This window comes from Microbacterium candidum, assembly GCF_030315975.1.
GTDB lineage: Bacteria > Actinomycetota > Actinomycetes > Actinomycetales > Microbacteriaceae > Microbacterium > Microbacterium candidum.
On sequence record NZ_JASXSZ010000003.1, the window covers coordinates 324,849 to 337,042 of the forward strand.

The 12,194-nt window shown below is 70.9% G+C and carries 12 protein-coding genes and 1 tRNA gene; 5 read left to right on the top strand and 8 right to left on the bottom strand.

The window, feature by feature from the left end; all coding sequences use genetic code 11:
• Window positions 1-65 precede the first annotated feature (65 nt).
• Window positions 66-150, top strand: a tRNA-Leu gene (locus QSV35_RS10965).
• A gap of 61 nt (window positions 151-211) precedes the next feature.
• Here QSV35_RS10965 and QSV35_RS10970 read toward each other — a convergent pair.
• The 4 genes from QSV35_RS10970 to QSV35_RS10985 all read right to left on the bottom strand — a co-directional run bounded on the left by QSV35_RS10970 (window position 212) and on the right by QSV35_RS10985 (window position 5,530).
• Complete coding sequence (locus QSV35_RS10970; RefSeq protein WP_286288782.1) at window positions 212-1,804, bottom strand: DHA2 family efflux MFS transporter permease subunit; 1,593 nt, start codon at window positions 1,802-1,804, stop codon at window positions 212-214.
• Window positions 1,801-2,271 carry a DUF2871 domain-containing protein gene (locus tag QSV35_RS10975; protein ID WP_286288783.1) on the bottom strand — a complete coding sequence of 157 codons (471 nt, stop codon included), beginning with the start codon at window positions 2,269-2,271 and terminating at the stop codon, window positions 1,801-1,803. The genes QSV35_RS10970 and QSV35_RS10975 overlap by 4 nt, the downstream gene beginning before the upstream one ends.
• 64 nt (window positions 2,272-2,335) lie before the next feature.
• Complete coding sequence (locus QSV35_RS10980; protein WP_286289101.1) at window positions 2,336-3,439, bottom strand: VIT1/CCC1 transporter family protein; 1,104 nt, start codon at window positions 3,437-3,439, stop codon at window positions 2,336-2,338.
• A gap of 225 nt (window positions 3,440-3,664) precedes the next feature.
• The gene (locus QSV35_RS10985; RefSeq protein ID WP_286288784.1) at window positions 3,665-5,530 is read right to left on the bottom strand and encodes a DEAD/DEAH box helicase; all 1,866 of its coding nucleotides are present in this window, start codon (window positions 5,528-5,530) and stop codon (window positions 3,665-3,667) included.
• Between the two features lie 158 nt (window positions 5,531-5,688).
• On the opposite strand from QSV35_RS10985, the gene QSV35_RS10990 reads away from it, so the two are divergent.
• Together QSV35_RS10990 and QSV35_RS10995 are read left to right on the top strand one after the other, a co-directional pair.
• A complete protein-coding gene (locus tag QSV35_RS10990; RefSeq protein ID WP_286288785.1) occupies window positions 5,689-6,549 on the top strand; it encodes an SGNH/GDSL hydrolase family protein in 861 nt (286 codons plus the stop codon).
• A 1-nt stretch (window position 6,550) separates the two neighbouring features.
• The gene (locus QSV35_RS10995; RefSeq protein ID WP_286288786.1) at window positions 6,551-7,240 is read left to right on the top strand and encodes an SDR family oxidoreductase; all 690 of its coding nucleotides are present in this window, start codon (window positions 6,551-6,553) and stop codon (window positions 7,238-7,240) included.
• A 21-nt stretch (window positions 7,241-7,261) separates the two neighbouring features.
• On the opposite strand, the gene QSV35_RS11000 is transcribed toward QSV35_RS10995, so the two are convergent.
• Window positions 7,262-8,056: a TrmH family RNA methyltransferase gene (locus tag QSV35_RS11000; RefSeq protein WP_286288787.1), complete on the bottom strand. Its 795-nt coding sequence runs from the start codon at window positions 8,054-8,056 to the stop codon at window positions 7,262-7,264.
• 73 nt (window positions 8,057-8,129) lie between these two features.
• Here QSV35_RS11000 and QSV35_RS11005 point away from each other — a divergent pair, with 73 nt between their 5' ends.
• Together QSV35_RS11005 and QSV35_RS11010 are read left to right on the top strand one after the other, a co-directional pair.
• A complete protein-coding gene (locus QSV35_RS11005; protein WP_286288788.1) occupies window positions 8,130-8,981 on the top strand; it encodes a Sir2 family NAD-dependent protein deacetylase in 852 nt (283 codons plus the stop codon).
• A gap of 9 nt (window positions 8,982-8,990) precedes the next feature.
• Window positions 8,991-9,605, top strand: coding sequence for a histidine phosphatase family protein (locus QSV35_RS11010; protein WP_286288789.1), 615 nt, complete (start codon window positions 8,991-8,993; stop codon window positions 9,603-9,605).
• Between the two features lie 102 nt (window positions 9,606-9,707).
• Here QSV35_RS11010 and QSV35_RS11015 read toward each other — a convergent pair whose 3' ends face one another.
• The 3 genes from QSV35_RS11015 to QSV35_RS11025 are packed head-to-tail and all read right to left on the bottom strand — an operon-like array spanning window position 9,708 to window position 12,176.
• A complete protein-coding gene (locus QSV35_RS11015) occupies window positions 9,708-10,511 on the bottom strand; it encodes an HpcH/HpaI aldolase/citrate lyase family protein (RefSeq protein ID WP_286288790.1) in 804 nt (267 codons plus the stop codon).
• The gene (locus QSV35_RS11020; RefSeq protein WP_286288791.1) at window positions 10,508-11,020 is read right to left on the bottom strand and encodes a MaoC family dehydratase; all 513 of its coding nucleotides are present in this window, start codon (window positions 11,018-11,020) and stop codon (window positions 10,508-10,510) included. The genes QSV35_RS11015 and QSV35_RS11020 overlap by 4 nt, the downstream gene beginning before the upstream one ends.
• 4 nt (window positions 11,021-11,024) lie before the next feature.
• Window positions 11,025-12,176 carry an acyl-CoA dehydrogenase family protein gene (locus tag QSV35_RS11025; protein WP_286288792.1) on the bottom strand — a complete coding sequence of 384 codons (1,152 nt, stop codon included), beginning with the start codon at window positions 12,174-12,176 and terminating at the stop codon, window positions 11,025-11,027.
• Window positions 12,177-12,194 lie beyond the last annotated feature (18 nt).

Sequence of the window (12,194 nt, forward strand, 5' to 3'; positions counted from 1 at the left end):
ATTCCGTGTGCGGCGCTGGACGTGATAGTGTCATTTCTCGGCCGCGAAAGCAGCCGAAACCACCTGCGCGGGTGGCGGAATAGGTAGACGCGCTAGCTTGAGGTGCTAGTGCCCGTATAGGGCGTGGGGGTTCAAGTCCCCCCTCGCGCACGAAATGGCCCCGGGTTCAACCCCGGGGCCTTTCTGTTGCCGCCAGGCTGCGGGCGGGCTCTCAGTGTCCGGCTGCCTGCGCCGCCTTGCGCACCCGCAGGGCCGCCACGAAGCCCAGGACGAGGAACGCGGCGGCGAACAGCAGCGAGATCCGGGTGGCATCCGCGAATCCGCCCGCGAGCGCATTCACGACGGCGTCGTGGCCGCCCTGCGCCCGCAGCGCCGAGATCGCCGAGCCCGCGCTCGAGCGCACGCTGTCGGCGAGCCCCGCCGCGCCCGGCACACCGTCGAGCGCGCTCGGCAGGGTGAACGCGAGAGCGGCCGACAGCGCGGCTCCTGAGATCGCCGTCCCGAGGGCGGATCCCACCTGACGCACCGTGCTCTGCGTGGCGCTCCCCTGTCCCGAGGCCTCCGGCGGCACGTCGCGCAGCACCGTCCCGGTCAACTGTGCCGATGCGAGGCCGAGACCGAGGCCGTAGAGGACGAGCGGAGCCGCCGCGATCCAGGCGCCCGTCGACGGCCCGAGGATGAGCGCGAGGACGAGGATGCCGAGCACTTCGAGCCCGAGCCCCAGCAGGACGACGTTCGGCGCCCCGATCCGCGCCGACAGGTGCCGTGCTGAGGCACCGGAGAGGAATGCGCCGAGCGCCATCGCAGCCAGCACCAGTCCGGACTCCATGACGTCCAGGCCGAGGGCGTCCACGAGGTAGAGCGGCAGGACGAACACGATCGCGAACTCCCCCACGGCGATGGTGCCCGCCGCGACGTTGCCCCAGGAGAACGTGCGGAGCCGGAACAGGCCGAGATCGAGGAGCACGGTCCGACCGAGGCGCCGGCGCCGCAGCTCCCACCAGACGAACGCCACGAGAGCGACCACCGCGACCGCGAACAGGATCGGCACGAGCGAGACGGGCGAGGTCGTCGGCCAGGCGACGCCGAAGAGGTCGAGCTCGCGCTTCGGCGCCCACCATCCGAGATCCGGCCCCTCGATGACCGCGCCGACGAGCGCTCCGAATCCGACGGCGCTGAGGACGGCGCCGAGGATGTCCGTGCGTCCGACGGCCTCCCCGCGCGACTCCCGCACCGTCAGCAGCGCCGCCACGATGACGAGGATGCCGATGGGCACGTTGACGTAGAAGATCCACGGCCACGACGCGTACTCCGTCAGCGCTCCTCCGGCGAGGGGGCCGAGTGCCGCGGCTCCGGAGATCACGGCGCCCCACACGCCGAAGGCCGCGGCGCGCTCCTTCCCCCGGAAGGTCGCGTTCACGATCGACAGCGTGGTCGGGAGGATGAGGGCCGCCCCCGCAGCCTGGATCACACGCGCGCCGATGAGGGCCGCCGCATCCCCCGACGCCCCCGCGACGATGCTGCCCGCGATGAACACCACGACTCCGGCGAGGAACAGCCGGCGCCGACCCCACCGGTCGGCGGCCCGACCCGCGATCAGCAGGAGCGCTGCGAGCACGATGGCGTAGAGGCTCGAGACCCACTGCGCCTCGGTGATGTTCAGGTGCAGGTCCTGGATCATCGTCGGCATCGCGACGCCCACGATCGTGCCGTCCAGGACGATCATCCCGAGCCCCGTGGCGAGGGTGGCAAGACCCAGCCAGTCGCGGCGCGTCGGGGCGCTGACGGGGGCTGCGACGGTCATTCTGCGCGCTCGAGCGCGGGAGCGGCGTCCTTCGCGGGGCGGCCGGTCTTCCAGACGATGCGGATCAGCGAGACCATCAGGATCAGCAGCGCCACCGTCACGACGATGTGCCCCATACCGGCGATGCCCGAGACCGCCGCGCTGCTCTCCTTGCCGAGGACGGTGAGCGTCCCGTGCACGGCCATCGTTCCCGCGGTCAGCAGCAGGCCGGCGTTGTAGATCCAGAAGAACGGCTGGAAGAGCTTGTCGCTGCCGAGGCCGAACACGCGATCGACCACCAGCACGATGAGGAAGAACAGGAATCCGAGCGCCAGGAGATGCGTGTGCAGCACGCCCAGCTGCGAGACGCTGCTCTCCGGAAAACCGGTCGACTTCGTGAGCTCGCGGTACATCAGCCCGCCGGCGAGCCCGAGCACCAGATAGACGCTCGCGGCGATGACGCTCGCGCGCTGCGAGAACGTGGTCATGACGATCCTCTCACCTTCAGTGTTTCTGAAAGTACTTTCAGTATAACTGAAGCAAAGAAGGTCGTCATCCCCCGAGCGTGACGTCGAACAGCAGACCGAGCATGTAGGTGACGGCGGCCGCGCCGTAGCCGATGAGGAGCTGTCGCAGCCCGCGCTGGAGTGGTGCCGTTCCGGAGAGAAGGCCCACGCCGGCGCCCGTGAGCATCAGGGCGATGCCGACGAGCAGGAGCGCGAGGAGGACGGCGGGAAGCCCGGCGAGCCCGAAGATCCAGGGCAGCACGGGGATGATCGCTCCGGACGCGAAGAAGAGGAAGCTCGAGAGCGCCGCCCGCCACGCGTCGCCGACGATCTCGTGCGACTCGGTCGCGTCGCTGCGGTGCCGGTACGACAGGGGGCGATCGGACGCCGGCGCCTTCGCCTGCGCGATGGTGCGCTGCGCCCGCTCCTGCGCCTCGATCTCGCTGAGCCCGCGCGAACGGTAGACGAGGGCGAGTTCGTTGGCATCGAGATCGAGGTCCGGGAGGACCTCCGCAGCATCCAGTCCCGGTTCCGTCGCGGCGAGCAGCTCGCGCTGCGAACGCACGGATACGTACTCTCCCGCGCCCATCGACAGCGCGCCCGCAAGCAGCCCCGCGATGCCGCTGAAGAGAACCAGCTGCGGCGGCGCGCCCGTCGCGCCGATGCCCATCACGAGGGCGAGGTTGGAGACGAGTCCGTCGTTCGCCCCGAACACCGCGGCACGGAACGTGCCGGACAGCTGACGGCGGCCCCGCGCCGCGAGACCCCGGACGACCTCGCGGTGCACCTTCTCGTCGGCGCGCATCGCGGGCGTCGCGTGCGGATCGTCGTCGTAAGGCGAGCGGTCCTCCGCGTTCTGCGCGAGGGCGAGGACGAAGATCGAGCCGAACCGGCTCGCCATCCAGCCGAGGGTGCGCGTGCCGATCGACGCCCGCGGGAGTGATCTGGGCTCCCCGCCGAGGAGCGTCAGCCAATGCTGCTCGTGCCGGCCCTCTGCGTCGGCCAGCGCGAGGAGGATCGCGCGCTCTTCGCCCTGGCGGCGCTGCGCCAGCTCGCGATAGACGCGGGCCTCCGCGCGCTCGTTCACGAGGTATCGCGTCCAGCGTCGTCGTTCGCGCGGGCTGGGCTGGGCGGGTGCTGGGGCGGGCACGCTCAAGAGAGCCTCCTCGGCTGCAGTGGGTGGGGGAACCGTTCGAGGCTAATCGCCGCGCGCAGCCGAAACCCGCGGAATCCCGCGATTGCCAGCATTTCGGGGCTCCGAACAGGACCGGGCGCGTCGGCTCCTCCGCCACGGATCAGGACATGTGCCCGGCCGACCGCATAGGGGCCGCCGACAGCCGTATGTCCTGCATCGTGGCGGCGCGGGTGCGTCGGCTCAGGAGTGGACGCGTTTGCGCAGCACGTCGATCCGCGCCTGCAGCTGGGCGACGGTGGCGTGCGACACGGCCGGCCCGCCGCAGATGCGCCGGAGCTCGGCGTGCACGAGTCCGTGCGCCTCGCCGCTCTGCCGGGCGTACAGCCCGACGAGGCTGTTCAGGAGCTGCCGCTGCTCCTTCAGCGTGCGGTGCAGCGCCTGGGGCAGCGCGGGCTCCTCCTCGGCGGGGGACGTCGCCTCATACGCCTCGCGGACGTGCCGATGGCGCGTCTGCCTGGCCTGGCGCTGCATGAGGAGTTCGTGCACGTGCTCGGGCTCGAGGAGACCGGGAAGGCCCAGGAACTCCTCCTCCTCGGGAGTGCCGGGCACCGCGAGCTGCCCGAACTCCTTGCCGTCGAACAGCACGCGATCGAAGTGGGCGAGCGAGCCGAGGGCCTGATACGTGAACTCCTCGGTGAGCGCGTCGGACGCCTTGTCCTCGCGCTCGGCCGCGTCCATGAGGTCTTCTTCCGCGTCCCACTCGTCGCCGTCGCTCTCGCGGTCGAGGGCGTGATCGCGCTGGCGCTCGAGTTCGTTCGCGAGTTCGAGCAGCTGCGGCACGTTCGGGAGGAAGACACTCGCGGTCTCGCCGCGGCGGCGGGCGCGCACGAAGCGCCCGATGGCCTGCGCGAAGAACAGCGGAGTGGACGCGCTCGTCGCGTAGACGCCGACGGCCAGGCGAGGCACGTCGACGCCCTCCGACACCATCCGCACCGCGACCATCCAGCGGCTCGTGTCCTTCGAGAACGCCTCGATGCGGCTCGACGCCTCGGCCTCGTCCGAAAGCACGACGGTGGGCTGCTCGCCGGAGATCTCGAACAGGAGTTGCGCGTATGCGCGCGCCGCCGTCTGGTCGGTCGCGATGATGAGGCCGCCGGCATCCGGGACCTGCTCGCGCACCTCGCTGAGCCGCCGGTCCGCCGACCGCAGCACGGCGGGGATCCAGTCGCCCTCGGGGTCGAGCGCCGTGCGCCACGCCTGGGACGTCACATCCTTCGTGTTGTCCTGGCCGAGATGCGCCTCCATCTCGTCGCCGGTCTTCGTCCGCCAGCGCATCTTGCCCGCGTAGACGAGGAAGATGACCGGGCGGACGACGCCGTCCTCCAGCGCGCGGCGGTAGCCGTAGGCGTAGTCGGTCCGCGAGATGCGGATGCCCTTGGAATCCGGGTGGTACTCGACGAACGGGATGGGGGCCGTGTCGGAGCGGAACGGCGTGCCCGACAGGAGCAGCCGACGCGTCGCGCGGTGATAGGCGTCGCGCAGGGCGTCGCCCCAGCTCAGGGCGTCGCCGCCGTGGTGCACCTCGTCGAGGATCACGAGCGTGCGGCGGTCCATGACCAGTCGCTGGTGCACCGAGGATTTCACCGCGACCTGGGCGTACGTCACGGCGACGCCGTGGTACTGGCGTGCGGGCGTCGTGTGGCGGTTACTGAACGCGGGATCGAGCCGGATGCCGACGCGGGCCGCCGCATCCGCCCACTGGGTCTTGAGGTGCTCCGTGGGGGCGACGACGACGATGCGATCGACGACTCCGCGCCGCAGGAGCTCGCTCGCGAGCCTCAGCGCGAATGTGGTCTTGCCGGCGCCCGGGGTCGCCGCGGCGAGGAAGTCGCGCGGTCCCTTGCCCACGCCGTCGGGCCCGTCGAGACCGAAGTAGAGGTCGAGCGCCTCCGCCTGCCATGCACGCAGACGCTGTGCGGCTCCCCACGGCGCGCGCTGCGGGAACGACGGAGACAGGTGCTCGGCGGCGAAGCTGCCGATGCGGGCGGCATCGTCGTGCGACGCATCCGTCGCCGACTCGCCCGAGGCGGTGGCGAATTCGTCCATGCGCACCCCCGCCGCTCGACTCGTCTCGTACCGTGACGTGCCCCTCCGCAGGACGGAGAGGCACGGATGACAACGATAGATCACGCCTCCGACAGGAACGAAAAGGCCGGCTCCCGCGGCCGGGGATAGGCTCGAAGCATCCCTATCGAGGTGGTTTCTTGAGCACGACAGACGCGCACCGCACCCCCTACATCCCCAACGACGGCCCCCACCCCTGGCGTCGGTACGTCGCGATCGGCGACTCCTTCACGGAAGGCGTCGGAGACCCCGAGCCGCAGGCCGAGAACGGCCTGCGCGGCTGGGCCGACCGTGTCGCGGAGGTCCTCGCCGAGCAGGTCGACGATTTCGCGTATGCGAACCTCGCGATCCGCGGGCGCCTCATCCAGCAGATCGTCGACGAGCAGGTCGAGCCCGCACTCGCCCTCAAGCCCGATCTGGTGACGTTCTCCGCCGGCGGCAACGACGTCATCCGTCCGGGAAGCGATCCCGACGCGGTCGCCCAGCAGTTCGAGGACGCCGTCGTGCGCCTCTCGAGCGATGGTGCGACGGTCGTCGTGTTCACGGGCATCGACACGAACTTCACGCCGGTGTTCCGCGGCATCCGCGGCAAGGTCGCGATCTACAACGAGAACATCCGCGCGATCGCCGACAAGTACGACTGCATCGTCGCCGACCAGTGGGCGCTCAAGGAGGTGCAGGACATGCGCTTCTTCGACGACGACCGCCTGCACTACAACCCGCTCGGCCACCATGAGGTCGCCCGCATGGTGCTGCGCGCACTCAATGTGCCCAACGATCTGCAGCCGATGCAGCCGGATGCGCTGCCGTACCGCACGTGGCGCGAAGCGCGCGGCAACGACCTCGTGTGGGCGCGCGAGCACTTCGTCCCGTGGGTGCTGCGGCGCCTGCGCCACCAGTCCTCGGGCGACAACGTGACGGCGAAACGGCCCGAGCCGATGCCCGTGACGATCCTCGCCCCGGGCAAGGACGAGGCGGCCCACCGCGGAGAGCAGGTCTGACGTGGCCGTGCATGTGATCACGGGTGCGGGTTCCGGTATCGGCCGGGTTCTGACCCAGCGCCTCCACGAGCGCGGCGACGACCTGTGGCTCGTCGCCCGCGACGACGAGCGTGCAGCCGCTTTCCGCTCCGTGTTCCCCGGTTCGCACACGCTCATCGCGGATCTCTCCGACCCGCGGAGCCTGGCGGCGGCGATGGATGCGCAACGTCGGCCTTCGCGTGTGGACTCGCTGCTCCACGTGGCAGGCATCGTGGAGCTCGGGCCGATCGCCGAGACGCCCGTCGAGGCGTGGCAGCAGCAGCTCGACGTCAACGCGGTCGCTCCTGCGGAGCTGACCCGCATCCTGCTGCCGGCCCTGCGCGCCGCCCGCGGACACATCGTGTTCGTCAACTCCGGCGCCGGTCTCCGTGTGCATCCCGACTGGGGCTCGTATGCGGCGAGCAAGTTCGCGGTGCGGGCGATCGCCGACGCCCTGCGCGAAGAGGAGCGCCCGCACGGCGTTCGCGTGACGACGGTCTACCCGGGCCGCACGGCGACGCCCATGCAGGAGAAGGTGCACCGCCAGGAGGGCGCCGAGTACGACGCGGCCCGGTGGATGCAGCCGTCCTCGGTCGCCACGACGGTCCTGATGGCGCTCGACCTTCCGCGGGACGCCGAGGTCACCGAGCTCATGGTGCGTCCGGGGGCCTGAGCGCCCGCGGAAGCCCGGAGGTCAGCGGCTCCGCAGCTCCCAGAGGGCGACGGCGCTCGCGGCTGCGACGTTGAGCGAATCGACGCCGCCCGCCATCGGGATCGTCACGACGGTGTCCGCCGCGGCGAGTGCGCGACGGCTGAGCCCGTCGCCTTCCGCACCGAGGAGCAGCGCGACGCGCTCGGGGCGGTGCGCGGAGAACTCGTCGAGAGCCACGGCGTCGTCGGCAAGGGCCAGGGCTGCGACGTGCATGCCGGCGTCGTGGAGCTGATCGAAGGACTCCAGGCGCGTCCACGGCACCTGGAATACGGTGCCCATGCTGACGCGGACGCTCCGGCGATAGAGCGGGTCTGCGCACCGGGGGCTCACGAGCACGGCGTCGGCGCCGAGTCCGGCTGCGGCCCGGAACGCCGCGCCGACATTGGTGTGGTCGACGATGTCCTCGAGGACGAGCACCAGTCGCGCTCCGGCGACGACCTCCGCGACGGCGGGCAGCGGCGGGCGGTGCATCGCCGCGAGGGCGCCGCGGTGCACCGCGTATCCGGTGACCGCCTCGGCGATCGCCGCGGAGACGACGAACACCTCGACATCGTCGTCGGACGCGAGCATCCCCTCGACGTCGGGGACCCACTTCTCCTGCACCAGAATCGACCGCGGGCGGTGTCCGGCGCGCAGCGCGCGGCCGATCACCTTGGCCGATTCCGCGATGTACAGCCCGCCCTCCGGCTCCAGAACGCGGCGCAGAGCGACGTCGGTGAGGTCGCGGTAGTCCGCCAGTCTCGGATCGGCGGCATCGTCGACAGGGACCAGGCGCATGCATCCAGCATGCCTCAGCCGTAACATCCCGGAAAACCGCGCCCTCTACACTCGGCGTGCAGGGAGGTGCTCCATGACCGCGACTCTCGAACTCGACGCGCCGACGGCGGCACTGGTCGAGCGTGCCATCGAAGCGCTCGCCGGCCGCCAGATCGCGGTGCTGACGGGCGCGGGTGTCTCCACGGACTCCGGCATCCCGGACTACCGGGGCGAGGGCGCACCCGTGCGGACGCCGATGACATTCGACCGGTTCCTGGAATCCGATGCGGCCCGCCGCCGCTACTGGGTCGGCAGCCAGCTCGGATGGCGCTCCTTCTCCGGGACGGAGCCCAACGCCGGACATCGCGCGCTCGCCCGGCTCGAGCTGGACGGCGTCGCGACAGGCGTCGTCACGCAGAACGTCGACGGCCTGCACCTGCGTGCCGGCACGCAGCGGCTCGTCGAGCTGCACGGCACGATGCGCCGCATCGTCTGCCTGCACTGCGGGCAGGTCTTCGATCGTCGCGACGTCTCGGCGCGGATCGAGGCGGACAACCCGTGGCTCTCTCGACCCGCCGACATCATCCTCGGTCCCGACGGCGATGTCACCCCCGAGAGCGTCGAGGGATTCGTGCTCCCCGAGTGCACGGTGTGCGGCGGCATCCTCAAACCCGACGTCGTGTTCTTCGGCGAGTTCATCCCGCCGGCCAAGTTCCGTGAGGCGGAGCAGCTGGTGCACGCGAGCGACGCGCTCCTCGTGGCCGGATCGTCGCTCGTGGTGAACTCGGGCGTGCGGCTCGTCGAGCGGGCACGCCGCCGCCGCATGCCGATCGTCATCGTCAACCGCGGGCAGACGCGCGCGGACCCCTGGGCGACGGTCAAGATCGACGCGGGCACGACCGAGGTGCTCAGCATCCTCGCAGGCCGCCTCACCCGCGAAAGCTAGGCTCGACGGATGACCACCCTCGTGTTCGTCCGCCACGGAGAGACCGACTGGAATCTCCGCGGACGCATCCAGGGGACGACTGACATCCCGCTGAACGACACGGGCCGGACGCAGGCGATGGATGCCGCGGACGCGCTGCGCGGGGAGCTGGACGGCCACGTCGCGATCGTGACGAGCGATCTGTCTCGCGCCCGCGAGACCGCCGACATCATCGCCGAGCGGCTCGGCCTCCCGGCGCCGCAGGCCTACCCGCACCTGCGCGAGCGCGCGTACGGCGAGGCCGAGGGGCTCACCTCCGACGAGATCGCGCAGCGGTGGGGACCGATGCACTCCGCCGACGTCCCGGGCGCCGAATCCGCGGCGGCGTTGCGGCGCCGCGCGCTGCACGGTGTCCGCAGAGTGGTGCGCGACGTGCGGCGGGCGAGCGCCCCCGCACCGGCGACCGTCATCGTCGTGTCGCACGGGGCGTTGATCCGCGAGCTCGCCCGGCACGCCACGCGCGGCGACCTGCCAGAGCCCGGCACGCGCCTGCCGAACGGCGGAGGCTACACGATGCTCTGGGAGCGCGAGCGCCTCCGGATCGTCGACGACTCGCGCAGCGTCGAGACCGCCCTCGTCGACTGACGCGACCGGAACTCCTCACATCTCACGCGACACGCAGGCCGCAGCGGCCGTCGGTCGCTGTTCGCACTGCGCGTGAGGAATGATGTCAGGGCATCGACGCGTTCAGAGGCGGTCGAGCACCCGCCGCGCGTGCCGGAGGACGGGCTCGTCGACCATGCGGCCCTCGAACGCGAACACGCCGCGCTCCCCCGCCGCCGCGGTGAGCACGCGCTGCGCCCACTCGGCCTCGTCGAGCGACGGCCGGTACGCATCGCGGATGACGTCGACCTGCGACGGATGGATGCAGGCGGTCGCGGCGAACCCGGAGGCCGCCGCATCCTTCGCCTCGCGCTTGAGCCCCTTGACGTCGGCGATGTCCAGATGCACGGCGTCGATCGCCGCCTTCCCGTACGCGCCGGCAGCGACCAGCACCCGCGAGCGGGCGTAGCGGGCCACGTCCCGGTAGCGGCCGCGCGCGTTCCGGCTCGCCGTGCCGCCGAGCGATGCCACGAGATCCTCGGCGCCCCACATGAGCGCCGTGACACGTTCGAGCGACGCGATGCGCCCCGCGTTCTCGACACCGCGTGCGCTCTCGCACAGGGCGACGACCTCGAAGCGGGTGTCGATGCGGTCCAGGCGCTTGGGCGACTCGGCCTTCGCGACCATGATCGTGCGGATGTCCGTCTGCGAGAGGGTCGCCATGTCGTCCGCGAAGTCCGCCGTACCCGTCGGGTTCACCCGGACGATGACGCGCGCGGGATCGAGCTCCGCATCGATGAGCGCACCGCGTGCACCCGGCTTGTCCGCGGGGGCGACGGCGTCCTCGAGATCGACGATGACAGCGTCGGCACGCTCGAGCGCCTTCGCGTAGCGCTCCGGGCGATCGGCCGGACAGAACAGGATCGCGGGACCGAGCGCGAAGCTCATGCGTGGCTGTCCAGGATGGCGACCTCCGGGTCGGTCTCGGGCTCCGTAGGCCGGCAGAGCATGAGCGCGACGCGGGACGCCGTTGCCACGACGACGCCGTCCTGGTTGCGTCCGGTGTGCGTCATGGTGACGATGCCCTGACCTGGCCGGGACGCGGAGAGCCGTACCGCGGTGATCTCGGTCTCGGTGTAGAGCGTGTCGCCGGCGAACAGGGGCGCCGGGAACGAGATGTCCCCGAGGCCGAGCTGGGCGACAAGGGTGCCCTGCGTGAGCTGGGCGACCGAGGCTCCCACCATCGTCGCGAGCGTCCACATGGAGTTCATGAGACGCTGCCCGAATGGCTGGGTCGCCGAATAGGCGGCGTCCAGATGCAAGGCCTGCGTGTTCATCGTGAGAGAGGAGAAGAGGACGTTGTCGGCCTCGGTCGCGGTGCGTCCAGGACGGTGCAGGTACCGAGCGCCGACCTCGAACTCCTCGAACCAGAGACCGCGCTGCAGAGTGACGGTCATGACGTCACGCTACTCCGAGCGCGCGGGCGATGACGAGGAGCTGGACCTCGTTCGTGCCCTCGCCGATCTCGAGGATCTTCGAGTCGCGGTAGTGGCGCGCGACGAGGAACTCGTTCATGAACCCGTTGCCGCCGAACAGCTGCGTGGCATCCCGCGCGTTGTCCATCGCCGCGTCGCTCGCCGTGAGCTTCGCGATCGCCGCCTCGGTCTTGAACGGGAGCCCGTTGTCGCGCAGGCGCGCCGCATGGTGCCACGCGAGACGCGCGTTGTGGACGCGCATCTGCATGCGCGCGAGGAGGAACTGGACGTGCTGACGCGTCGACAGCGAGCTGCCGAACACCGTACGGCTCCGGGAGTACTTCAACGCCTCTTCGAGGCATCCCTCCGCCGCCCCCGTCGAGAGGGCGGCGATCGCGATGCGTCCCTCGTCGAGCGTCTGCAGGAAGTTCGCGAACCCGCGCCCGCGCTCGCCGAGGAGGTTCTCCTCGGGCACGCGCGCATCGGCGAAGGTCAGCGGATGCGTGTCGGACGAGTGCCACCCGACCTTGTCGTAGGCGGGCTCGACCGTGAAGCCCGGCGTGCCGTTGGGCACGATGATCGTCGAGATCTTCTTGCGCCCGTTCTCCTCACCGGTGACCGCGGTGACCGTGACGAAGCGCGTGATCGCGGTGCCGGAGTTCGTGATGAACTGCTTCGACCCGTTGATCACCCACTCGCCGGCCTCGAGCCGCGCGGTGGTCCGAGTGGCCCCCGCATCGGAACCCGCCTCCGGCTCGGTGAGCCCGAATCCGGCGAGGGACTTCGCGGACAGGAGGTCGGGCAGGTACTCGGCCTTCTGCGCGTCGGTGCCGAAGTTGAAGACGGGCATCGCCCCGAGGCACGTCGCGGCCTCGAGCGTGATCGCGATCGACTGGTCGACGCGGGCGAGGCCCTCGATTGCGAGGCACAGCGCGAAGAAGTCGCCACCCTGGCCCCCGACCTCTTCGGGGAACGGCAGGCCGAACAGGCCCAGCTCCCCCATCTGTGCGACGACGTCGAGCGGAAGCTCGTGGTCGCGGTCGGCCTCGTACGAGCGCGGGGCGACGACCTCGTCCGCGAACTCGCGGACGAGCCGCGCGAGTTCGACCTCGTCCTCGGTGAGCGTGCTGTCGATCATGGATCCTCCTCGGGGGAT

What these genes read in the sequence shown, in the direction of transcription:
- QSV35_RS11010 (WP_286288789.1), top strand. Translation starts at nt 8,991, where the DNA reads ATGACCACCCTCGTGTTCGTCCGCCACGGAGAGACCGACTGGAATCTC.
- QSV35_RS11000 (WP_286288787.1), bottom strand. Translation starts at nt 8,056, where the DNA reads ATGCGCCTGGTCCCTGTCGACGATGCCGCCGATCCGAGACTGGCGGAC.
- QSV35_RS10970 (WP_286288782.1), bottom strand. Translation starts at nt 1,804, where the DNA reads ATGACCGTCGCAGCCCCCGTCAGCGCCCCGACGCGCCGCGACTGGCTG.
- QSV35_RS11015 (WP_286288790.1), bottom strand. Translation starts at nt 10,511, where the DNA reads ATGAGCTTCGCGCTCGGTCCCGCGATCCTGTTCTGTCCGGCCGATCGC.
- QSV35_RS11020 (WP_286288791.1), bottom strand. Translation starts at nt 11,020, where the DNA reads ATGACCGTCACTCTGCAGCGCGGTCTCTGGTTCGAGGAGTTCGAGGTC.
- QSV35_RS10975 (WP_286288783.1), bottom strand. Translation starts at nt 2,271, where the DNA reads ATGACCACGTTCTCGCAGCGCGCGAGCGTCATCGCCGCGAGCGTCTAT.
- QSV35_RS11025 (WP_286288792.1), bottom strand. Translation starts at nt 12,176, where the DNA reads ATGATCGACAGCACGCTCACCGAGGACGAGGTCGAACTCGCGCGGCTC.
- QSV35_RS10985 (WP_286288784.1), bottom strand. Translation starts at nt 5,530, where the DNA reads ATGGACGAATTCGCCACCGCCTCGGGCGAGTCGGCGACGGATGCGTCG.
- QSV35_RS11005 (WP_286288788.1), top strand. Translation starts at nt 8,130, where the DNA reads ATGACCGCGACTCTCGAACTCGACGCGCCGACGGCGGCACTGGTCGAG.